Below are 21,540 nucleotides of genomic sequence, written 5' to 3'. Positions count from 1 at the left end.
ACACAACGGGTATCGGAAAATCGGACCGGACACATCTGGTGTCCGGTCCGATGAGCTCCCACGGCGGCGCTGCACTCCCGAGCACACCCGACAGACTGATCGGCACCCCGCATCTGCACGAGGTCGAGACCGTCGTGCGCCGAGCGATCGACCAGCGCCGCAACGACCTCGTGGATGTCGTCGGCAACGGAGAGTTCAGCCTCGCCATGCGCTGGCGCGTCGACAGTGGGCAGATCGTGGTCAAGCGCGTGCCGCCCTTTCGTTCGCTCGCGGCAGCTGCGGAGTACTGCCGCGTCACCCGCGACTACATTGAGGTCATCGAGGAGTCTGGCGTGGCGTGTGTGAGGACCGAGGTCCTCACACACGAGCGTCCGGACGGCAGCGCGGTCGTCTACCACTGCCAACCCTTGATGCCTCCCGAGTCGCTCGTGAGCAATATCCTCAAGGCACAGACTCCCGACGCAGACCATCCGGTCGTCGAAGCGATCGTGGATGCGGCGGGCAAGGTCGTGCGGCCCGGGGTCGCATTCGACGCCCAGGCATCGAACTGGGTATGGCACGGTGATCGGGTCTGGTACCTCGACCTGTCCACTCCCTTCCTACTAGATGAGGACGACAGGGTCCGATTCCCGGATGACGGCTTCTCGCAGGAGTACCCGCTCCTCGTCCGGCCGCTCCTCGATCGCGAGACCCGGAAATGGCTTCCGCGATACACCGAGCTCGAGTTCGTCTTGTACGATCTCGTCGCGCTGCTGCACCGCGAAGCGTTGGAGAATTGGTGCGAGCCTTTCGCAGCGGCGATCAGACGCCAGCACTCCATAGACATCGATATAGACCGCGCACGCGACAACTTCCGGAGTGACGCACGGTTCTATCCGGTCGCACACGCGCTTCGCAAGTTTCAGCGTCTCTGGCTCCAGCGGACAGGTCGCCGATACGAATCCTTACTCACCAACACTTCCAGCTATGGCGCCGACCGACGCGTGAAAGACGACCGATGACCGAACTGCTACTCATCAGACATGGACTGCCGACCCGCGTGAACGTCGACAACGGCTACGCGGATCCCGATCTCGATCCGCGCGGCCACGCGCAATCGGAACTGCTGGGGGAGTACCTCCGGTCCGAGCCGATCAGCACCATCTACGTGAGCTCCATGCGACGCGCACAACAGACCGCGGCCCCCCTCGCTCGAAAGCTCGGGATCACGCCCATCATCGAGCCCGCCGTGACGGAGAACGACACACGCGCGGCGCACTACATCCCTGCCGAAGAGCTGAAAGCCGCGGGCGATCCGCGGTGGCGCGACGGCCTTTCGGCCACGGACTGGCCCGAGTATTACGAGCCGCTGGAGACTTTTCACGAACGCGTCGTCACCGGTATCGACGCCATGATCGCCCGCCATCCGAAGGATGTCGTCGCAGTGTTCTGCCACAGCGGCGTCATCGCCAGGTACACGGCAGCGATGCTCAAACTCCCATGGGAACAGACCGGCTTCTTCTACCCGCTGTACACGTCGATCACCCGCGTCGTCGGCGGCGACACAGGACGAATGATCGTCACTGTCAACGAGACACCCCACCTCCGCGACACCGGACTGCCCACCGGGTCGCTCTTCTGAGAATCGCCCGGCTCCGACGTCGCAGGGCACTCGCTGGGGGAAACTCCATCCAAACTCCCGGTGGCTGACGCGTGATGCGCGACGACCACGGCATGCCTTACACTGCCTGATGAACATGTGAACGTTCGTTCCGTTTGTTTCGTTCGACATGTTCTGCCCGCTCCGGCGCGTCCATGCGCTTCCGTGAGCGGTTCAGAGTCACAGTGAAGGAGATGGTGACGTGGTCGAATCCCGACTCGAGTCACTCAGACTGCAACCGGATGCCTCGTCGGACCGACTCGACGAATGGGGTCACTTCTTCGCGAGCAGCTACCTCGGAGACCGAGTAGATCCCCTCCCCTACGAACGACCGTTCGGCGGGGACATGACCCGGCGCTGGGTCGACGACACACTGGTCGTGAGATTCAAGACGAGTCCATACCGGGCCCGGTATCGGCGCAATTCCGACGCCGGGGACTATGTCGGATTTCTGGCCTCCTGGCCGCCCACCGGGGAAGACGTGCAGTGGCGCGATGACACGCCAGTGATGAGTCTGCATGAATCGATGGGCATCTGGGATAACGCGGCCGTGGCAGAGCATTCCGTCCACATCGTCAAAGAGCAGACCGTCCTCTTCGTCCCCAAAGAGGCTCTGGCCGCCTCCGGCTACCGCTCTGGACAGACTTACGCTCACGCTGTGTCACCGCAGGCACGACCGACGGCCCGGGTGCTGGCGGACCTGCTCAGTTCGGTGCTCAGCCAGCCGGCCGCGATGTCGGCGGCCGATGCGCTGGCGATTCGGAACGCGGCGGTGGGTCTGCTGATCGGCGCGATCCGGCCTGAGGAGCTCGCCGACTCGAAGGCGGTCAGCGACACGATGCGTCAGCGCGTCGAGAACTGGGTCAACGGCCGCCTCCCTTTCGGGCCGATCAGCCCATCTGACGCGGCGGCCGCCCACGGAATCTCCGTACGGTCGCTCCACCGACTGTTCGACGGGCCGGGCAGGAGCTTCGGCAGCATGGTCCGTTCCGCTCGCCTCGAGTGCGCTCGCCAGGAACTCCTCACCAGCATGAGCACGGTTCAGCACATCGCTGCTCGCTGGGGCTACTCGGACATGAGCCACTTCGGTCGTGAGTTCAAACGAACGTACGGGATGACGACCACCGAGTTTCGCGCCTTGCACCACACCCATCCTCAAGCAGGCTGATTCCTGCTCGTCACGCGAGCGCCCGCTGCGTCTCTTCTGCCGGCCCTCGTGGGGCAGTGTCGCCACCTCCATCGGCCTCTCGTTGGCGCGGTGATCCGAAAGATTGGCGCGCAACTTCAATCCGACAGACATTCCGACGAGGTGAGATCTAGAGCACACGAGTGCCCGCGCTCGCGCTCGCTCACCGAGCGCGAGATGCCGGACACTCCCCACACAGTCCACTCGGAGGCAGCATGGTCCACTCGGGAGGTACGTCCACCGACTCGTCGGTGCCGTACGACGGCAACACTTCGGTGCCGCAGATCGGCGCGCCGAACGAGGTGAGCAAGTCGTTCATCTCTCTCTACACTTTGGCCGCGCTGGCAGCGGTGACTGCCGTCAACACCCCCATTTACATAACCCTTGCGCTGCGGGTCGGTGATGTCGCACCCGATGGGAAGACGACGACGTTCTCGTTGCTGTCTGGCCTCGGGATGCTCTGCGCGACCTTCTGCACGCCTCTGTTCGGCGCGCTCAGCGACCGCACACGCAGTCGTTTCGGGCGCCGCGCGCCGTGGATCGCACTCGGGCTCGTCGGCACCGTCATCGGCGCCGTGATCATGGGCGCAGCGGACTCGCTGTTCGGTTTGGTCGTCGGGTGGCTGTTGCTGTCGAGCTTCAGCCCTGCGACCGTGAGTCCGCTGTTCGCAGTCGTGACCGATCGGGTCCCCGAGCACCAGCAGGGACTTCTGAGCGGCTTTGCAGGTGCAAGCAACATGCTGGCGATGGTTGTCGGCAGCATCATCGTTGCGATGGTTCCGCACAGCGGATTTCTGCAGGTCGTCGCGCCCGCGATCTTCGCCGTGGTCGTCGTGACGGCATTCTTGCTCGCCTTCCCTGATCGCTCTGTGCCCAAACAGGCCACAGAGCCTGCGCGCTCGTGGAGTGTTCGCGGGGTGATCTCGAAGTTGTACTTCAATCCCAAGGACTCGCCCGACCTGTCGTGGCTGCTCCTCTGTCTCTTCATACTGACACTGGGCAACGCCTTCGGCTCGACGTACACCGTCTACTTCGCCGAGTTCCATCTGGGCGTCGGCCCCGACGACATCGCAACCGTGGTGGCCCTGTCCATGTCCGCGGCCTGTCTGCCATCGCTTCTCTTCAGCCCTCTGGCGGGTTGGCTCGCCGACAGGACCGGTCGCCATCGCCCGATCCTCATCTCGGGCATCATCATCAGTGCCATCGGGATGCTGTTGGTCGTTGCCACGCGCGATCTGAGTGTGTACTACCTCGGGTCGGTGGTGAACGGGATCGGGTTCTCGATCACGGCCGGTATCACCTTGGCGTACACCATCGCCACCATCAGCGATCGCGACAATGGCGGCCGAGACATCGGTTTCATGAACATCTCGTTGTCCCTACCGCTCACCCTCGCACCGTTCATCGCACCCCTGTTCCTCTACATGGGGTCGACCAGCGGCGAGAATTACGTCAATCTCTACATCGCCGGAGCGATTCTCACCCTCGCCGCGACGCCGATCACCTTCTTGATCCGACGGACCTGACCGGGAACCACCACCTCGAGGCGACCAGGTTCGTGGCGCGCCGTCGTCGCGCACTGGGGCGCGCGGCCTCCAAGTTCTACGGGCAATCGATTGGTGGTGTTGTTCGCCCGCTGTCCCATGCTGGCCGGCCCAGCTGGCTGCCGCGGACCACCTCGGACGGGTTGACGCCGTATCTCCGACGATGGGCGGCCGCGAAACGGCTCGGACTGCTGAATCCCCAGCGCGCAGCCACGTCTGCGACGGTGACGTCGCCGACGTCGAGGTCGTCGCGCGCACGGTCGAGGCGGATGTCGGCGAGGGCCCGGGTCGGGGTGGTCTCCACGAACTCGGCGAACGCCTCCTGCAATCTGCGCACACTCGTCCCACCGATCGCCGCCATCTCGGCGAGGGTCCAGGCGCGGCCCGGGTCGTCGTGCAGGGCGTCGAGGACCCGTTTCACCATCCCCGGTCGCATGTGCCCGTCTGATTCCGCCGCCTCAGGAGTGACCGCCAGGAGAAACGCGGTGGTCACGGCGCTGGCGAGCTGCGGGCCGACCAAGGGATTGGCGAGCAGGTCGACGGGATCCCGAGTCTGAGCGGAGAGGGCCGTCACCAGATTCAGCCACGACGCGCCGTCGGCGCCCGAGACGTCGAGCCGCTCCGGAAGCGAGAGGCGCCGGCGGATCGGAGACAGGTGGATGCGGTCGGCCTCACGCTCGAGGTGGTCGGCGTCGAACTTGACCCCGACCACGTGGCAATCGGCGGTCCAGCGGGTGATCAACGACGGCCGGTCCGCCGTGAAGATCGTTCCCTGTCCCGGCGTGGAGACCAACTCGTCCGACCCGCTGCGGGAGTGCAGGCGTCCCGTCAGCGGAACGTTGACCTCGTATGCGCCGGGATAGTCACACGCGATGGACACGGCGGTGCCCCAGGTGAGACGGCCGATGGTCACGCCACCGAGTTCGATCGTACGAAGATCGAGGTCGACCTCGTCACGCTCGTCGAGTGCGCGCAATTCGTGCGGGAAGTACGCATCGGCGACCGCCTGATGCGCTGTTTCCCAATCCCGGGTACCCACGAGCTGCTCGGTTGTGGACATGGTCTTTGTGTTCTACCGCATCCCGGCGAGGTCGTGCGATACAGATCACAGATTGCTCGCGTGATGTGTCTCGTCGTCGCGCAGGACGTATCGATCGACGCGTCGAGAACCCCTAGCGTCTGTCGGCACCTGGCCCGCAGCGGCCGACCTTCGACGAGGAGCACAGCCATGACCACGACCGTTTCCTGGCTCGACGACATCACCATGACCGAGCTCGAGCGCAATCCCTACCCGGTCTACGAACGACTCCGCGCCGAGGCACCGCTCGCCTACGTGCCGGTCCTCGGGTCGTACGTCGCGAGCACCGCCGAGATCTGCCGCGAGATCGCGACCAGCGACGACTTCGAGGCGATCATCACCAAGGCCGGCGGCCGCACATTCGGTCATCCCGCTGTCATCGGTGTGAACGGCGCCATCCACGAGGACCTGCGGTCCATGGTGGACCCTGCGCTGCAGCCGCAGGAGGTGGACCGATGGATCGATGACCTCGTCCGCCCGATCGCCCGCCGCTACCTCGAGGAGTTCGAGGACGTGGGTGAGGCCGAGCTCGTCGCGCAGTACTGCGAGCCGGTGTCGGTGCGCGCTCTCGGAGATCTCCTCGGACTGCGCGAGGTCAGTTCAGACCAGCTCCGCGACTGGTTCCACAAGCTGTCGCGCTCGTTCACCAACGCCGGTGTCGACGAGAACGGCGAGTTCACCAACCCGGAGGGTTTCGACGAGGGCGACCAGGCCAAGGAGGAGATCCGCGCCATCGTCGACCCCCTGATCGATCACTGGATCGACCACCCCGACGACAGCGCGATCAGCCACTGGCTGCACGACGGGATGCCCGAGGGCGAGACCCGCGATCGCGACTACATCTACCCGACGCTCTACGTGTATCTGCTCGGCGCGATGCAAGAACCCGGACACGCGATGGCCTCGACCCTTGTCGGTCTGTTCACGCGGCCGGATCAGTTGGAGCAGGTCGCCGATGAGCCCGGGCTCATCCCGCGGGCGATCTCGGAGGGCATGCGCTGGACGTCGCCGATCTGGTCGGCGACCGCGCGCATCAGCACGACCGACGTCGAGGTGGCCGGGGTCTCGCTGCCCGCCGGTTCCGTCGTGCTCATGTCGTACGGCTCGGCCAACCACGACCACACCGTCTACGAGGCGCCGTCGGCCTACGACATCACCCGGCCTCCGCTACCGCACCTTGCCTTCGGTGCCGGCAATCATGCTTGTGCGGGAATCTATTTCGCGAATCACGTGTGTCGGATCGGCTTGGAGGAGTTGTTCGACTCGATCCCCACGCTGGAGCGCGACACGGACAACGACGTCGAGTTCTGGGGCTGGGGCTTTCGCGGACCCACCTCGCTTCATGTCACGTGGGAGGTATGACGGCGATGTCGTACACGGTCGAGGTCACGGGGTCCGATCCGCGCACCGTCGAGTGCGCCGGAGACCAGCGCCTGTTGGACGCATTCCTGCGCAACGGCGTATACCTGCCCAATTCGTGCAACCAGGGCACGTGCGGCACATGCAAGGTGAAGGTGTTGTGCGGCAGCGTCGATCAACCTGCGGTATCCGAGACGGTGTTGTCGGCCGAGGAACAGGCCGCAGGTCATGTCCTGGCGTGCCAGTCGTCGCCGACGTCGGATACGCGCATCGAGGTACCGCTCGACGGCGCGACCGGCCCGCGACATGTTTTGCGGGACATGCGCGGAACGGTCCACGAGATCCGCACGCTCGCCGACGAGACGATCGCCCTCACGGTCGGCATCGACGAACCGCTCCAGTTCTCGGCCGGACAATACATCGAGTTCGTGGTACCCGGCACCGGTGCGGTGCGGCAGTACTCGATGGCCAATCCGCCCAGTCGCGCCGACCGCCTCGAGTTCCACATCCGGCGGGTACCCGGCGGGCTCGCGACGGACGGGTGGATCTTCGACGCGCTGACACACGGCCAGCCGGTCGAGATGCGCGGTCCGTGGGGCGATTTCGTCCATGACGTCGACGCCGACGGCCCGATGATCCTCCTTGCCGGCGGGACCGGCCTCGCGCCACTCACCTCGATCGCTCTCGACGCGCTCGAACGCGATCCCCGGCGCGAGATCCACCTGTATCACGGTGTGCGACACCAGCGGGACCTCTACGACGTCGAGCTCTGGGAGTCGTTGAGCCGTACGCATCCCGGCGTGCGGTATGAACCGTGCCTCAGCCGCGAGTCCTGGTCGGGACGGCAAGGGTACGTCGGCGAAGCGCTCGTCGAGGACTTCGACAGTCTGCGCGGCTACGTCGCGTACCTCTGCGGTCCGCCCGCGATGGTCGATGCCGGGGTGAAAGCATGCAAACGCCGCCGGATGCCGGGGCGCAGCATCAAGCGGGAGAAGTACACCCCGGCCACCCTGGCGGAATCGGTGCCGGCATGATTCGCCGCCCACCGGTCTGGGTACGCCGAGGGCATGGCCAATTACCGAGTGATCAACCCCGAAGGTGACGTCGTCGCGACCCGCGACATCGAGAGTGCCGAGGATGCGCACGCCTGGTTCGTCGACCAGAAGGCCGACAACACCGAGCTCGGCTGGCGCATGGAGGTCGAGCACGATGGCGAGTGGTCGTTCTTCGACGACACCGAGGGCAAGGGCAACACCTAGGTTCGTCCGCATACGCGGTAACCGCGTCGGCGCCGGCAGCGATAGACCGGGTAGGTCGGGAGATCGACCACCAGGGGCCAACCATGACGATCCTGCCGGCGCTTCGCGGCGCGCGCCTCGCCGCCGCCGTGCTGCTCGCAACGACGCTGCTCATCGGGGCGACGGCGTGCCGCACCGACGAGGCCCCACCCCCGGACGCGTCGCCGACGACATCGGTGCCGACCCCTGAGGTGCCGACTGCTGCGCTACCGACCACTGCGGCGCCGACGCACATGACCGCGCCCGGCACCGGCCCGCGACCGATGGCTCCGCCTGCCGGCAGCGGCCACGGGGTGTGCCTGGACGCGAACTCCGCGCTGGTCGACGATGCCGTCGCGTCGCTGGGCGCCGACCCCAACGGGGGTGAATGGCAGGTCGAGACGTCCTCCGACAACCGGCTCGCCGACGGCTGCCATCTCGATTTCGTGCTGGTCACCGGGTCGGGATACCACGATGCGACGGCCACCAGCCGCGTGCTGTTGTTCCACGGCGGTGAGTTCGTGGGGACCGTGGAGTCCACGCCGTACTCGTATACGAGCATCGCCGGGTATACCCACCGCTCGGTGAGCGTCCGGTACCGGTGGTGGCTCGACGATGACGCCTTCTGCTGCCCCACCGGCGGGCCGACCGTCGTGACCGCCACCTACGACGACGGTATCCAGCGCAAGGGCACCTTTCCGCCGAGCTGATGACCGCGGGACGCTATGCCTGCCCGCCTGCTTGATCGCGCAACTCGGCGAGCGACGTCAGGACCGTCAGCAGATCGTCGGCCAGAGACTCGTCGTCCCGAGCGACTTCTGCCAGCGCGAACTGTTTGACGTTTGCGAGATTGACGACGTAGACGTCGTGAGCCGCGTTCGTCGACAAACCGATGGGTTGGCGCTCCCGAATCACCTCGCGCACGAACGTCGCGACTTCGGACGCAGCTTCGGTGAAGAGGATCCGGATATCGAGCTCATCCGAGGTCAGAAGTGTCGGCATAACCCATGGTCACACACCTACAGCCGCGGAGAGCCCGAAAACGAGGAAGCCCTGGCCAGGTCTCCCTGGCCAGGGCCTCTACTACTTCTCAACCACAAGAAGGCTCTGGTCGGATTCGGACAAGTCCTCATCCTCCGAGTCGGGGTGGCGGGATTCGAACCCACGACCTCTTCGTCCCGAACGAAGCGCGCTACCAAGCTGCGCCACACCCCGTGTGCAACCTGCGATAGCTTACCCCCATGGCCCCCATGGGACTAAATCGGCTGGTCAGCGCCAAATACTGCTCGCATCATCCGCATGACGCCACATAACGTTTCGATCTGCACGTAGCGTTTCACGCCAATTCGTTTGCTTCAGCAACTTAATCTGACCGTGCACTATCGTCCGATTGCTGTTCGAACGAAGGGAGGCGACCATGACCGCCGAGAGAACCGACGTGACCACACCTGCCCGCGACGCCGACGACGAAGTCAAGACCGGCTTCGCGTTCGGGATCTCGATCGTCGCGGCCGCACTGATCTTCGTGAGCGGTCTGATCGCGGTGTTCCAGGGCATCTCCGCGGTCGCCAGGGACGATCTGTTCGTCCTCGGTGGCGACTACGTCTACAAGTTCGACCTCACGACGTGGGGTTGGATCCACATCGCCATCGGCACTCTGGCCATCATCGTAGCCGGCGGCCTGGCCGTCGGCAGCGACTGGGCACGCGTCGCGGCGATCGTCATCGCGTCGGTGTCGATCATCGCGGAGTTCCTGTGGCTTCCCTACTACCCGTTGTGGGCGCTCCTGATCATCGCGATCGACCTCGTCGTGATCTGGGCGGTCGCCACGTGGAAGCCCGCCGAGGAGTACTGACCCATCCACGCCGACGGCGGCTCCGAATCGCTGACCACACACAGCACACCGAACGGAGCCTCCATGCGCATCACCCGCACGACCCGCCCGCTGCTCACGCTGCTCGCGACTGCAGCCCTCGCGCTCGGCGCATTGTTCGCGACCAGCGCGTCGGCCTCGGCCGCTCCCCTACAGCCGATTCCGAAACTCGACACGCAGCGGTATCTGGGTTCGTGGTGGCAACTCGCCGCGGTGCCGGCGTTCTTCAACGTGAACTGCGCCAAGGACACCCAGGCCACATACACGCCGATCGATGCCAAGACGATCGGCGTCGAGAACACCTGCACGACCTTCACCGGCCAGAGCAATCGGGTGCAGGGTCGCGCCACCGTCGTCGACCCGGTCACCAAAGCCCAGCTGTCCGTGAAGTTCCCGCAGGTTCCGGTCAGCTTCGATCCGGGCAATGCACCCAACTACATCGTCGCGTGGGTCGCCGATGGCAAGAATCCCACCGACCCTTACCGATTCGCCGTCGTCGGCGACCCAACCAGGACATCCGGGTTCCTGCTCTCCCGCGACAAGGTCGTCCCGACCTCGACTCTGCGCATGCTACGCGGCGAGATCGAGAAGGTCGGTTTCAATTCGTGCACCTTCCTCGTGTCGCCGACCACAGGTGGACGGACCGACCATTCGCCGCTCTGCACGGTCTGACATCGCACTCTGACAGCGGACAACTCTGACAGCGCACCGTACTGACGTTCGCCACCTGACGGCCGGCCAGGATTTCATCGCGGGTAGGTGATGATGTCCTGGCCGGTGGTCGGGCTGTGCCAGGTGATGGTGCGGTCAGTGTGCACGGTGGGTGTCCAGAGTGCTTGGTGTTTGCGGTGGTGGTCGGGTGTGCACAGGGGTACGAGGTTGATGTCCACGGTCCAGCCGCCGGCCGGTGGGTGGGCGTGGTCGAACTTCACGAGATGGTCGAGTTCGCATTCGTGAGAAGATCTGCTGCACAGGGGGTATCGGCAGGTGTGGTCCGAATGCAGGATCTGATTGCGTAACCGTGCGGCGGGCTTATAGGTCCACGCTCCGGGTGGTGGATGCTGGTGGCCGCCGTGCCCGGTGGGATCGGCCGGTGGTGCGGGACCGCGGTTGGTGACGACGATCAGGCCAGACGGGCGACGGTGGCCATTGCCATTGCCGCTGCGATTGCCGTCGTCGGGAGCGGTGATGGGTGTGGAGTGCTCGCCCAGCGTGGTGGCCAGGGCAGGATCGATCGCACCGTAACCACGTAGTCGCGGCACGGTGGGGTCGGTGAGGTCGACGATCAGGTTCGGCGCCACATCCTTGCCCACCGGACTGTCTGAGCGACGGTCGACCGGAATCTCCTCGGCTGCACCGTCGTTCGAGACGTGGTCGCCGGTATCTTCGTGGCTGCTGTCGCCGCGGTGTGGGGCGGTCACCGGGTCGGTGGGTGGCTGGGTGGGGCAGTTGCCGTGGCCGCAGCCGCAGGTGAGCGTTTTGCCGGGGACGCCGATGATCTCGGCGAGGGCCATGACGCGGTGTTGTCCGATGCGGCGGGGGTCGCGGCGGCAGATGCGAGCGGCGATCAGCGCGGTGATCCGCTGGGTCAGGTGAACGCCGTCTTCGGCGGGTATACAGGCGTCGAGGTTCATGTGTCCGGCTGCGTCGGCGGTGACGGTGAGGTTCTGCCAGGCGTCGGCGAACTCGTGGCGGGCCTCGGTGGCGGCGTCGGGGTCGAGGCTGATGACGATGTCGGCGAGTTGGTCGGTGAACACTCGGTCGGTGGTCGGTCGCGACGACAATTCCAGGGCCAGGTCCTCGAAATCGAGGACCGGCACATCATCGGCATCAGCTTGCGACACCGCGCCGCGCGCACCCGAATCCGGCAGCTCACCAGAATCGCCGGGTTCCGGGTCGACAGCATCCGGGTGGGCAATGTCGGGGTTGGCAAGTTCGGGGCCGGCAGGTTCAGGACCGTCGGAGCCGCTGGGGTCGACCGGTGTCGGTTCGCCGGTGATGGTGTCGGGTGCGGTCTGGGCGGCGTAGACCATTGTCGACATGCGGTGGGTGCTGAGGTCGCCGGCCAGATAGGCCCGCCGGATCTTGGGCAGGCGTTGCAGGGCGTCACCGAGGTTGAACCAGGTACCGGCCTTGGTGCGCGAGATCCCCAACTGCAGCGAGATCTCACCGATGGCCGCTTTGTCGGCGCCGTGGCGCACCCGCATCTGTCCGGTGGCACTGAGCGACATCACCATGTCGTCATAGACGGCCTGACCCAGGCGGTGGGCCGCCAGCAACGAACGGGCCTCATGCCGGCGGCTCGATCGCAGGTGCGCACGCGCGGCCTCGCCGAGCTCACCCGGCGACGTCGACGCGATCGCCGCCACGGCAGCATCGGGATCAGAACAGGTGAACACGACAGTGGGCCTTCACAGATCGAAACCATCAGGACACCAACAACAACTGCCCGTCATCGGAAACGACAACCCACATCACCATCAACTGACCCCAACCATATCCCGGAGCACCGACAAGAATGAGCGGTTGGTGGCCGGAGATCGTCGTACGCTGACGAGGTGAGCACCGATCCCGAGAAGCGGCGCACCCGACTGCTCGAGGATGCCTACCGTCTGGCCGACGAGCTCCTCTTCCCGGCGGCCGCCGAGGTCGATCACACCGGCGTGATCCCGTCGAGCCACTGGCACGCACTCGCCGATGCCGGGATGTTCGGCATCGCGGCACCGGAGGGTTCCGGTGGTCCGGGACTGGATCTCGCGCACGTCGTCGAGATCATCGAAGTGATGGCCAGCGGCTGCCTCACGACTGCGTTCACCTGGCTGCAGCATCACGGCGTGGTGATCTCGCTGGCGGGCACCTCCAATGCGCCATTGCGGGATGAGCTGTTCGAGTCGACGACCACCGGGCGCCTGCGGGCCGGGGTGGCCTATGCGGGGGTGGTTCCCACCCCACCGCGGATGCGGGCAACGCGGGTAGACGGCGGATGGCGATTCGACGGGTACGCGCCATTCGTGAGCGGTTGGGGCGTCGTCGATCTGCTGCAGATCTCCGCGCGTGACGTGGCAACCGACGATGTGATCGCCGCGATCCTGCCGATCTCGGCGGTCCCGGAAGCCATCAGCGTCACCCCGCTGCACCTGGGTGCCGCGGACGGAACACGAACGGTTGCACTGAAAGTCGACGGTCTCGTCATACCGGATCATCGAGTGGTGAGCGAGGTGACACTCGACGACTTCTTCGCGACGCAGAACATGGGCGTCCGGCTCAACGGCACCCTCCCACTGGGTCTGCTCCGGCGATGCGCCGCACTCCTCGACATCTCGGGCCACACCGACGCCGCCCGCTCGCTGCGTGAACGCGGCAGCGTCGTACGCACCCGCCTCGACGAGGGAATCACCGATGCGGCGGTGCTGATCTCGGCGCGTGCCGAAGCTGCCCGGCTCGCTCTCGACGCCTCGGCCGCGCTAGTCACCGCCGACGGCGGACGCGGCCTGCTCCGCGGCAACCACCCCGAACGGCTCTCCCGCGAGGCGGTGTTCACCTTGGTGGCCGCGAGCCGTCCCCAATTGAAGGACCTACTGGTGGCACGATTCAGCTCCGGCTGAGTCGGGCGGGATAATCACGTAGGAACTTCGCCTCCACCACCGCCATGTTCTCGATCTCGGTGGGGTCCACGCTCTCGTTCGGTGCGTGGATGAGACAGAGCGGCTCCTCCACGCCGAGCAACATGATCTCCGCGTCCGGGAACGTCTCGGCGAACACATTGCACAGCGGGATCGATCCGCCCTGTCCTTGCAGCAGCACCTCGGTGCCGTAGGTGTTCTTCATGGCGTCGACCATGGTGTCGAAACCGGGTCCGGAGGTGGAACCGGTGAACGGCGACCCGTCGGCCTCCCGCTCGAACGACACCTTAACGTTCCAGGGCGCGGCGTCCTGCAGGTGTGCGATGAGCGCGTCCTGCGCGTGTCGGGCATTCATGCCGGGCGGCACACGGAGATTGATGCGCGCGCGGGCCTTCGCCTGGACGGCCGCCGACGACCCCACCACCGGCGGACAGTCGATACCCAGAACGGTCGCGGCCGGGCGCGCCCAGACCATGTCGGACACTCGTCCGGTACCGACGAGGTCCACGCCGTCGAGCACGGTGGCGTCACGCCGGAACGCGTCTGCCGGGTAGTCGACGCCATCCCACATCGCGTCCGACTGCAGGCCCGCTACCGTGGTGTTGCCGTCCGCGTCGCGGAGGCTTGCGAGCATGGCGATGAGCGCCGCCAGCGCATCGGGTGCCGCACCGCCGAACATGCCGGAGTGCATTGCCGACGAGAGTGTTTCGACCGTGACGACGATGTTCGCGATACCCCGGAGGCTGGTGGTGAGGCTCGGTCGTCCCACCGCGAAGTTCCCGGCGTCGCACACCAGGATCGCGTCGGCGCTCAGCAGTTCGGGATTCTTCGGCACAAAGTCCTCGAGCCCGCCGGTCCCCTGCTCCTCGGACCCCTCGCCGATGATCTTGATGTTCACCGGGATGTCGCCGTCGAGTGCCCGCAAAGCCGTCAGGTGCGTTGCGATGTTCCCCTTGCAGTCCGCCGCGCCGCGGCCGTACCAGCGGCCACTTCGCTCGGTCAGTGACCAGACCGGCGAATCCCACGCTGCATCGTCGAGAGGCGGCTGCACGTCATGGTGGAAATACAGCAAGACGGTCGGCGCGTCGTCGGGGCCGGAAAGACTGCCGGTGACCGCTTTGCTCCCGTCCGACGTCTCGTGGGCCGCGACGTCGGCGAGCCCGACCGAGCTGAATGCCTCCAGCAACCAGTCGACCATCTTGTCGCACTCCTCGGGCGGGGACTGTGCCGCATCGTGGACCGAGCGAAATCCCACCATCTCGGTCAGATCCGCCTGTGCCCTGGGCATCAGGTCGTGGACTCGGTCACGCAAGGCTTCGTCACTCATCGCCGTCCCTCGGTTCTCGACTGTGGATTCGTGTTCTCCGACGCTCGTCACCCATCATGCATAACGTTGATCTGCGATGAAATCGCGCACGGTGGCGATGTTCTCCGGGCAGTAGATCTCGACGATCAACCGCAACCCTTCGAACACGTTCTGCTTCACGATGATCGGCCGGACGTAGAACTCACCGCCCACCCCGATCTGAGTCTTGAGCTGACCCAACTGTGTTTCGCTCCCGGCGGCCGCACAGACCGTCCCGCCGTCGTCGCCGAGGACCTTGGCGACCTCATCGACCGAGAAGGGCGTCGCGAGCCCGTTCGCCTCATACGCTGCGATGAGGCTCGTCGCCTTGGCCCGCGCCTCGGGACTGTTGCGGTCGTAGTCGAAGCTGACCAGCATCACCACCAGCAACACCGCGAGCACCGCCCCGACCGTCCAATAGATCGCCTTGGGACTCATGGCTTCTCCTCCTCGACCTCGGCCGGGAGACGCCAGCTCGGTTTGCGGAACGCGATCAGCGCGGCAGGGATGATCAGCCCCAGGAGCAGGATGCCGCCGCCGACGATCCCGACGAACGCCCATGGACTCCCGTCGCCGAACTGGGATGGCGGCACGAAGCTGATGACAATCGCCGCGATCGACGAGATGAACCCCACCGCACAGAGCAGCGGGAGCGCCGGCGCCCGGTAGCCGCGGGGGTGGTCGGGGGCGATCTTGCGCAACCGGTACGCGGCGATGAACAACCACAGGTACACGAGGAGATAGACGGCGGTGGTGATGGTCATGAAGATCCAGTAGGCGTTCGACACCGCGGGGACGAGCGCGAACAGCAGCGCCAGCACCGTGGTCACCCATCCCTGGACCACCAGGATGTTCTGCTGAACACCGGCTTTGTTCGTCCTCTGCAGGTACGGGGGCAGATACCCACCGTCCTTGGCCACGAGCAGGAGACTCCGAGACGGGCCCGACAGCCACGTCATGAATCCGGCCAGTGAGGCGATGACGATGGCCAGCCCGATGAGCGGCACCAGCCATTGCAGACCGAAGTGGGCGAACACCACCTCCACCGCCTGCATCACGCCGGCGGTCAGACTGATCTGATCCGACGGCACCACCCATGAGATGGCCAGCGGCGGGAGGATCAGGATCACCAGGACCAGGGCCACCGCGAGGAACATCGCGCGGGGGAACTGCTTGCCCGGCTCCTTGAGTTCGTTGACGTGCACGGCATTCATCTCCATGCCCGAGTACGCGCCGAAATTGCTGACGATCAGCACGATGCTGGCGATACCGGTCCAGGCCGGCAGGAGATGACCGCCGGTCATCGGCGCCGCCGACGGATTGCCCTGAAGGAGGTAGATGATACCGAGCAGGACCAGCAGCGCACCCGGGATGATGGTGCCGATCAAGACGCCGCTCGACGCGAGTTTCGCGATCACGCCGATGCCGCCACGCAATGCGAGCAGCACACCGGCCCAGTAGACGACGATGATCACGATCGCCGTGAAAACCCCGTTCGACGCCAATCCAGGATCGATGACATACGCCAAGGTGCTCGCGACAAACGAGAGCAACGTCGGGTAGTAGAAGATCGTCATCGCGAACTGATGCCAGGCCGCGGCGAATCCCATGTTCGGCGAGATCCCCTCGGTGACCCAGCGATAGACACCACCCGGCCAGCCGGACGCGAGTTCCGCGGACACCAGCGATGTCGGGATCAGGAACAGGATGGCGGGAAGTACGTAGAGGAACACGCAGGCCAGCCCGTATACCGCCATGGTCGGGGCCGGCCGCAGACTCGCGACCGACGACACCGTCATCAGCGCGAGCGCAGTCCAGGTGATGTAGTTGACCGGCCGTGGGGCCACGCCCGCGCCCGCCCGCGCCTGAGTCGTGGGGCCTTCGTCCGTGGAATGCTCACCCATCCAGCACACTCCTACACCGAGAACCGCCGCTCGCGACGCTTCGTTGAGAGAGCTCAGCATTTCCGACACTCGCACCGACGCGTCGGCCGCGCTTCATCCGGCGCGGGTGAACTGTCCGGTGCGCTCCTCTGGTCTACGTGCGATCTCGTCCAGAACCCGCGTGGCCGTGATCCGACTGCGCGGCATACGCTTTCAGAAGAGATCTCAGTGAGGCCTGCGCACCGCCGAGAACCCGTCACTCACCTCATCCCCGGCGGATGATGCTCCCGCCGTCACCCGTGGAGGAGCATCGGACTGGGTGGATCAGGCCCCGACCATGCGGCAGGTGGACGTGAGCGCAGATGAATACGAGTTCGTCGTCGACGGCGCGTTGTCTGATCGCGCGATCGCCTGCTTTCCGGAGCTGACCGCCGACGTCGATCACCGCCACACCACCACCCGACTCACCGGCGCTCTCCCCGACACTGCGGCCGTCCGGGGAGTGATGGCCAGACTCGACACGCTCGGTCTCGTTCTCCTGGAGTTCCGAACCCGTTGATCGTCCCGTGACGACTCGATGTCAGATCAGGCCGGTGGAACGCGCCGCGATGACGGCATCGCGGCGGGAACCGACCCCCAGCTTTCGATACACACCCCTCATATGTGTCTTGACCGTGTTCACCGACACCGACAGGAGTTCGGCGATCTCTCCGGCCGTCTTGGCCGACGGGAGCATGCTCAGCACCCGCATCTCGGACGGGGTGAGATGTGCATGGTCGATCTGCGCGCGACTGTTCGCCGACTGCAGCACTCGTTCGGCGAGGCCGTCGAGGTGCCCGAACGTCCCGGCGTCACGCGCCAGGGCGTCGGTCAGCGTGGAGCCCGACTCCAGCAGCGGGGCGACCACACCGCTGCGATCGGCGACCTCGAGGGCGGCGTTCAGGGCCAGATGCACGGCACGGTTCTCCCCCAGCTCGCAAGCCACGAAAGCCTCGACCGCCCACGCCGCCGAAGCCGTGTGCGGATGTAGTCCTGCCGCGTCCCGCAGCACCGGCGCGAGTGTGCGCCGCGCGCTGTCACCTCGACCGTGGAAGACCTGGACCGCGGCGGTGGCGACCGCCGCCTCGGAGTGCGGGCCGTGCACGCGGTTCGCGATCCCGACGAGTTCGGTCACCCAGTCGGGCCGGCCGACCACCAGACACATGTGCGCCACACTGATCAGGAGCACACCGGACGGCAGGGGCGCCGGGTCGTGTGACAGCATCGCCGCGAGGGTTCGCCTCGCACGATCCGCCGATGGGTACCGCTCGGTGGTGTACTCGAAACCGGAGATCAGTTCGCACAGCGCGGTACGTGCACCGCCTGCGAGGGCCTGCCCGGACTCGACCACGGCCCCGCCGTGCGGCGCCAGATCGGCCGGGGTGGCCGAGCGGTCCGGATCGCCGAGGAGGTATGCGGCCATCGCCGCCACCGCGGCGCACCGGCCGAGACCGTGCGGCGAAGCGACACCACCGGCATATGACATCGCCTCCACCGCCAGCGATCTCATCGATCTCGCATCACCGCGACACCAGGCGACCGATGCGAGTTCGGTGCCGACCCGCGCACGCAGTGGCGGTCGCGCGGCTCCTTCTGCGAGAGCCATCGCGCGTCCGAGGTGGAACTCGGCCGAGTCGAGATCTCCGCCTGCGGTACATCCGATTCCGGCCGCGATCAGTCCGAGGACGAGGAGATCGTCGCGCGCATCGATCGGCAGGTCCCGAGAGTCGGGATCAGTTCGGAGATGTCGCGGCCACGCCGTCTGGCCCACACGTGCACCAGGAGCGCTCGGTACAGGTACACCACCGCATCGCTCTCGGCCCGGGGATCGTCGAGCGCCGGATCGAGGACGACCGCATGGTCGAGATGGGTGGCGGCCCGCTCGAGATCGTCGGTGTCATGTGCGACCAGCGCGTGCAGCAACGGCAACACGGGGCTCTGCGCCACCATCTGCTGGGCCGAATCCAGCAGAGCCAGAAGACTGTTCAGATAACCGTCGAGCGCCATGGGCACCCCGCAGGCGAGGAGCGTCCTCTCCAGGACATCGCCGTCGGCGAGTTCGAGTGCAAGCCGCACTGCGCCGTGGTGGCGGCGGTTGCGCACGGACCAAGTGATCGCCTCGGTGATGATCTGTTCCCGCGCCCCGGGCCGCCGCGTCCGCAGTTCACCTCGCAGATAGGCGCGGACGATACCCGGATAGGTGTAGGACCGGATTCCGGGCGCCGGTTCGGCCGCGACGACGGGAAAGCTGTGATCGGCCAGGCCACGCAGCGCGCGGGCCGCGTCGACCGAACAGATCGTGTCGGCGAGATCCACTTCGAATTCCGGCAGAGCCGCGGTGACGGAGGCGAATTCGAACAGATCTGCGGGCAGCGCCGTGATCAGGTCGCCGACCAGGTAATCCGAGACCGGCCTCGGCGACCGTTCCAGCTGCGCCAGCGCATCGGCGACGTCTGATCGACCGGCGAGATGGTTCGCCGCGACCCGGACCAGGGCCGCCCATCCACCGGTCAGGAAGAGCAGTCGATCGGCAGCGTCATCGGTCAACTCGGTGTGCTGCCGGGCCATCACGTCGCGGATCTCCGCTGCGGTCAACGACAGTGCGTCTTCACCGATCCGTGTGAAGCGACCCTCACGCGCATACCGATGCCATGACAGCGGGGGGTCGTGCCGTGCGATCAACACGACTGCGACATGAGCGGGCAAGACGGCGAGAAAGGTGTCGAGACTGTGCACCCCGACGGGATCGGCCAATTGGTCGACGTCGTCGAAGATCAGGACCACCGGCCGGTCCGACCGCGCGAGCCGCCGTTCGAGTCGCCGTGCGGTGTCGGCGAAGTCCGTCGCAGGCGCCGCCGCCGGCAGCAGCTCCGAAACGCGGGCGGGGCGTGCATCCGACGCGGCTTCCAACCTCTCATGACACCTTCGCCAGATGCGTTCCATGGTCTCGGCCGACGAGACATCGATCTCGATGATCAGAGCCTCCGGCACAGTCCGGATCCAGTCACCGACCGCGGCGGTCTTCCCGGTGTTGGCCGGCGCGCTCACCAGGACGACCGGCCCACCGCGGGATTCGGCATCCGGCGCCGTCGCGGGCGCGATCGCCCCGTCGAGAAGTGCGGTGATCCGTGGACGCTCGGCGACGAACGGGCCCGCCTCGGTACCGAGGACGTCGGACGGCACGTCCACGGTCCTGGTCGACATCCGCTCCACCGCACACCCTTCTACGCGACCCCGTACACCATCATGCCCCAGTTGCGTGGGCATTTCGTGGATTTGTCGCACTGTTCGACCGGAGTACACCGTCAGCCATCACCGCGTTCTGCCCACTGGCTCACCGCAGCTCATCCGATGCCACGTCGCCGCGATCGATCGCCGCGACGAACGCGGCGTGGTCGCCGTCGTTGAGATCCGCGTATGACGCCGCGAATTCGGAGATGGCCGAGGGAAAACCCTTCCCACTGCGTAGGTAGTCGATGATCGGCCAGCGGTCGGCCGTGCGCGCGTGCGCCTGCGCCAGGACGCGGCCGCAGAGGCGCGCATAGAGATTCATCTCGCCCGGGGTCAATGCCTCCACGACGACCGATCCCTTGCCGTCCCGGAGCTGCCGGACATAGAAGTCGCGCTTCTCGTCGTTCTCGTCGAATCCCGATGTCCACCCGAGGAACAGGTCGCTGGCCGCCTGTAACAACCGCTGGCCCTCCACCACTCGCTGACCCTGGTTCGGATATGGCTGCACCGGAACATGATCCATGAGCACCGACCGTTGCGCCTCTTTGAGCTGCAGGAAGAGTGGGTCGCCCTGAGGCCCCCGCATGAGCACGATCCAGGCACGGGTCCCCACACTCCCGACGCCGACAACTTTGCGCGCGCTGTCGACCACGGTGAACTGATCGAACAGTGCACGGACATAGTCCGGGAGCATCGACCGATACCCCTCGATCCGTACCGCGATGCGTTCGGCGACGACGTCGGCCTGGTGATCGGGGAAGAGTTCGTCGATGGGAACCAGGAGCGGTGGGTCGCTCCGGATCCTCATGTTGCCCTCGTCGTCGACCACGCAGAGCTTCGCCACGGCTTGCACGCTGTTGCGGTGCCGAGCCTTCCGCAAACCCTTGACGGTACGAGCCTCGGTCGAGGTGTCGAGCGTCGAGCCGACCTCGGCCAGCAGCTCGTCGGCATCGATCCGTGCGTACCAGCAATCCATGGTCGACAGGTCTGCGCTGGAGAACATCCATTTCCGATACGACTTCGCCACCTCGCGTGCGATCGCACGACCGGTCTTTGCGTCGAAACCGTTGGAGCGCGCGGCGACCACGAAACTGGCCGCCAACCGTTTCACGTCCCACTCGAAGGGGCCCGCACTGGTCTCGTCGAAGTCGTTGAGGTCGAAGATCATCCGACGCTCCGGCGTGTAGAACAAGCCGAAGTTGCTCAGGTGGGCGTCCCCACAGAGCTGAGTGTTGACCCCCGAGTCAGGTACCGCGGCAAGGTCGGCGGCCATCACGGCTGCGGCGCCGCGATAGAAGGTGAAGGGAGTGGCCGCCATCCGCGCATTGCGTACCGGGATCAACTCGGCGACCCGCGACGTCGCCTGCGCCGACAAGATCTGCACCGGATCGGCCCGCCCGGCCGGCTCCGGACAGATCGCCAACTCGGGAATCGTCGCGGGCATCTGCGCCTCCTCGTTTCCC

General features: G+C 66.0%; 21 protein-coding genes and 1 tRNA gene. 12 read left to right on the top strand and 10 right to left on the bottom strand.

All coding sequences use genetic code 11. The annotated features are described in order from the left end of the window. The first annotated feature begins 50 nt into the window (after nt 1-50). The 4 genes from GTV32_RS17170 (at nt 51) to GTV32_RS17155 (ending at nt 4,351) form a co-directional block, all read left to right on the top strand. The gene (locus tag GTV32_RS17170; RefSeq protein ID WP_161061341.1) at nt 51-1,001 is read left to right on the top strand and encodes a DUF6206 family protein; all 951 of its coding nucleotides are present in this window, start codon (nt 51-53) and stop codon (nt 999-1,001) included. After that, nucleotides 998-1,621, top strand: coding sequence for a histidine phosphatase family protein (locus tag GTV32_RS17165; RefSeq protein WP_161061340.1), 624 nt, complete (start codon nt 998-1,000; stop codon nt 1,619-1,621). The genes GTV32_RS17170 and GTV32_RS17165 overlap by 4 nt, the downstream gene beginning before the upstream one ends. Nucleotides 1,622-1,841: 220 nt before the next feature. After that, a complete protein-coding gene (locus GTV32_RS24120; protein ID WP_161061339.1) occupies nt 1,842-2,807 on the top strand; it encodes an AraC family transcriptional regulator in 966 nt (321 codons plus the stop codon). A gap of 233 nt (nt 2,808-3,040) precedes the next feature. Next, on the top strand, nt 3,041-4,351 hold the full coding sequence (locus GTV32_RS17155; protein ID WP_161061338.1) for an MFS transporter: 1,311 nt from the start codon (nt 3,041-3,043) through the stop codon (nt 4,349-4,351). Nucleotides 4,352-4,427: 76 nt separating this feature from the next. Here the strand turns inward: GTV32_RS17155 and GTV32_RS17150 are convergent, their stop codons facing one another. Next, nucleotides 4,428-5,429: an AraC family transcriptional regulator gene (locus GTV32_RS17150; protein ID WP_161061337.1), complete on the bottom strand. Its 1,002-nt coding sequence runs from the start codon at nt 5,427-5,429 to the stop codon at nt 4,428-4,430. A 168-nt stretch (nt 5,430-5,597) separates the two neighbouring features. On the opposite strand from GTV32_RS17150, the gene GTV32_RS17145 reads away from it, so the two are divergent. From GTV32_RS17145 to GTV32_RS17130, 4 genes are all read left to right on the top strand, one after another. Beyond that, nucleotides 5,598-6,809, top strand: a complete 1,212-nt coding sequence (locus tag GTV32_RS17145) for a cytochrome P450 (RefSeq protein WP_161061336.1) — start codon at nt 5,598-5,600, stop codon at nt 6,807-6,809. A 5-nt stretch (nt 6,810-6,814) separates the two neighbouring features. Beyond that, nucleotides 6,815-7,840, top strand: coding sequence for a 2Fe-2S iron-sulfur cluster-binding protein (locus GTV32_RS17140; RefSeq protein ID WP_237421573.1), 1,026 nt, complete (start codon nt 6,815-6,817; stop codon nt 7,838-7,840). Nucleotides 7,841-7,873: 33 nt separating this feature from the next. Then, a complete protein-coding gene (locus GTV32_RS17135) occupies nt 7,874-8,065 on the top strand; it encodes a hypothetical protein (protein ID WP_161061334.1) in 192 nt (63 codons plus the stop codon). 83 nt (nt 8,066-8,148) lie between these two features. Beyond that, nucleotides 8,149-8,793: an LppP/LprE family lipoprotein gene (locus tag GTV32_RS17130; RefSeq protein ID WP_161061333.1), complete on the top strand. Its 645-nt coding sequence runs from the start codon at nt 8,149-8,151 to the stop codon at nt 8,791-8,793. Nucleotides 8,794-8,806: 13 nt separating this feature from the next. Here GTV32_RS17130 and GTV32_RS17125 read toward each other — a convergent pair whose 3' ends face one another. Together GTV32_RS17125 and GTV32_RS17120 are read right to left on the bottom strand one after the other, a co-directional pair. After that, nucleotides 8,807-9,085: a hypothetical protein gene (locus tag GTV32_RS17125; protein WP_161061332.1), complete on the bottom strand. Its 279-nt coding sequence runs from the start codon at nt 9,083-9,085 to the stop codon at nt 8,807-8,809. 139 nt (nt 9,086-9,224) lie between these two features. Further along, nucleotides 9,225-9,298: transfer RNA gene (locus tag GTV32_RS17120), tRNA-Pro, on the bottom strand. A 202-nt stretch (nt 9,299-9,500) separates the two neighbouring features. On the opposite strand from GTV32_RS17120, the gene GTV32_RS17115 reads away from it, so the two are divergent. Continuing rightward, nucleotides 9,501-9,938: a hypothetical protein gene (locus tag GTV32_RS17115; RefSeq protein ID WP_202421830.1), complete on the top strand. Its 438-nt coding sequence runs from the start codon at nt 9,501-9,503 to the stop codon at nt 9,936-9,938. 63 nt (nt 9,939-10,001) lie between these two features. Further along, on the top strand, nt 10,002-10,628 hold the full coding sequence (locus GTV32_RS17110; protein ID WP_161061331.1) for a lipocalin family protein: 627 nt from the start codon (nt 10,002-10,004) through the stop codon (nt 10,626-10,628). A gap of 74 nt (nt 10,629-10,702) precedes the next feature. On the opposite strand, the gene GTV32_RS17105 is transcribed toward GTV32_RS17110, so the two are convergent. Continuing rightward, nucleotides 10,703-12,355, bottom strand: coding sequence for an HNH endonuclease signature motif containing protein (locus GTV32_RS17105; RefSeq protein ID WP_161061330.1), 1,653 nt, complete (start codon nt 12,353-12,355; stop codon nt 10,703-10,705). Between the two features lie 159 nt (nt 12,356-12,514). On the opposite strand from GTV32_RS17105, the gene GTV32_RS17100 reads away from it, so the two are divergent. Beyond that, nucleotides 12,515-13,561, top strand: a complete 1,047-nt coding sequence (locus GTV32_RS17100) for an acyl-CoA dehydrogenase family protein (RefSeq protein WP_161061329.1) — start codon at nt 12,515-12,517, stop codon at nt 13,559-13,561. Here the strand turns inward: GTV32_RS17100 and GTV32_RS17095 are convergent. The 3 genes from GTV32_RS17095 to GTV32_RS17085 are packed head-to-tail and all read right to left on the bottom strand — an operon-like array spanning nt 13,548 to nt 16,828. After that, entirely contained in the window at nt 13,548-14,906 is a 1,359-nt protein-coding gene (locus GTV32_RS17095) for a dipeptidase (protein ID WP_161061328.1), read from the bottom strand. The two genes, GTV32_RS17100 and GTV32_RS17095, sit on opposite strands and share 14 nt — an antisense overlap. A gap of 54 nt (nt 14,907-14,960) precedes the next feature. After that, nucleotides 14,961-15,362 (bottom strand): hypothetical protein, encoded by a 402-nt coding sequence (locus GTV32_RS17090; RefSeq protein WP_161061327.1) that lies wholly within the window; start codon nt 15,360-15,362, stop codon nt 14,961-14,963. Continuing rightward, on the bottom strand, nt 15,359-16,828 hold the full coding sequence (locus GTV32_RS17085; protein ID WP_161061326.1) for an APC family permease: 1,470 nt from the start codon (nt 16,826-16,828) through the stop codon (nt 15,359-15,361). Before GTV32_RS17085 ends, GTV32_RS17090 begins: the two co-directional genes overlap by 4 nt. Nucleotides 16,829-17,159: 331 nt before the next feature. Between GTV32_RS17085 and GTV32_RS17080 the strand changes: the two genes are divergently transcribed. Beyond that, nucleotides 17,160-17,366: a hypothetical protein gene (locus tag GTV32_RS17080; RefSeq protein ID WP_237422002.1), complete on the top strand. Its 207-nt coding sequence runs from the start codon at nt 17,160-17,162 to the stop codon at nt 17,364-17,366. Nucleotides 17,367-17,387: 21 nt separating this feature from the next. On the opposite strand, the gene GTV32_RS24115 is transcribed toward GTV32_RS17080, so the two are convergent. The 3 genes from GTV32_RS24115 to GTV32_RS17065 all read right to left on the bottom strand — a co-directional run bounded on the left by GTV32_RS24115 (nt 17,388) and on the right by GTV32_RS17065 (nt 21,521). Then, nucleotides 17,388-18,617, bottom strand: coding sequence for a helix-turn-helix transcriptional regulator (locus tag GTV32_RS24115; protein WP_161061325.1), 1,230 nt, complete (start codon nt 18,615-18,617; stop codon nt 17,388-17,390). Beyond that, entirely contained in the window at nt 18,521-20,050 is a 1,530-nt protein-coding gene (locus GTV32_RS17070; protein WP_161061324.1) for an AAA family ATPase, read from the bottom strand. The genes GTV32_RS24115 and GTV32_RS17070 overlap by 97 nt, the downstream gene beginning before the upstream one ends. 130 nt (nt 20,051-20,180) lie before the next feature. Next, entirely contained in the window at nt 20,181-21,521 is a 1,341-nt protein-coding gene (locus GTV32_RS17065; RefSeq protein ID WP_161061323.1) for a DUF2252 domain-containing protein, read from the bottom strand. Between the last annotated feature and the right edge of the window lie 19 nt (nt 21,522-21,540).

This window comes from Gordonia sp. SID5947 (assembly GCF_009862785.1).
GTDB lineage: Bacteria > Actinomycetota > Actinomycetes > Mycobacteriales > Mycobacteriaceae > Gordonia.
This window is presented reverse-complemented; position numbering and strand designations above follow the sequence as displayed.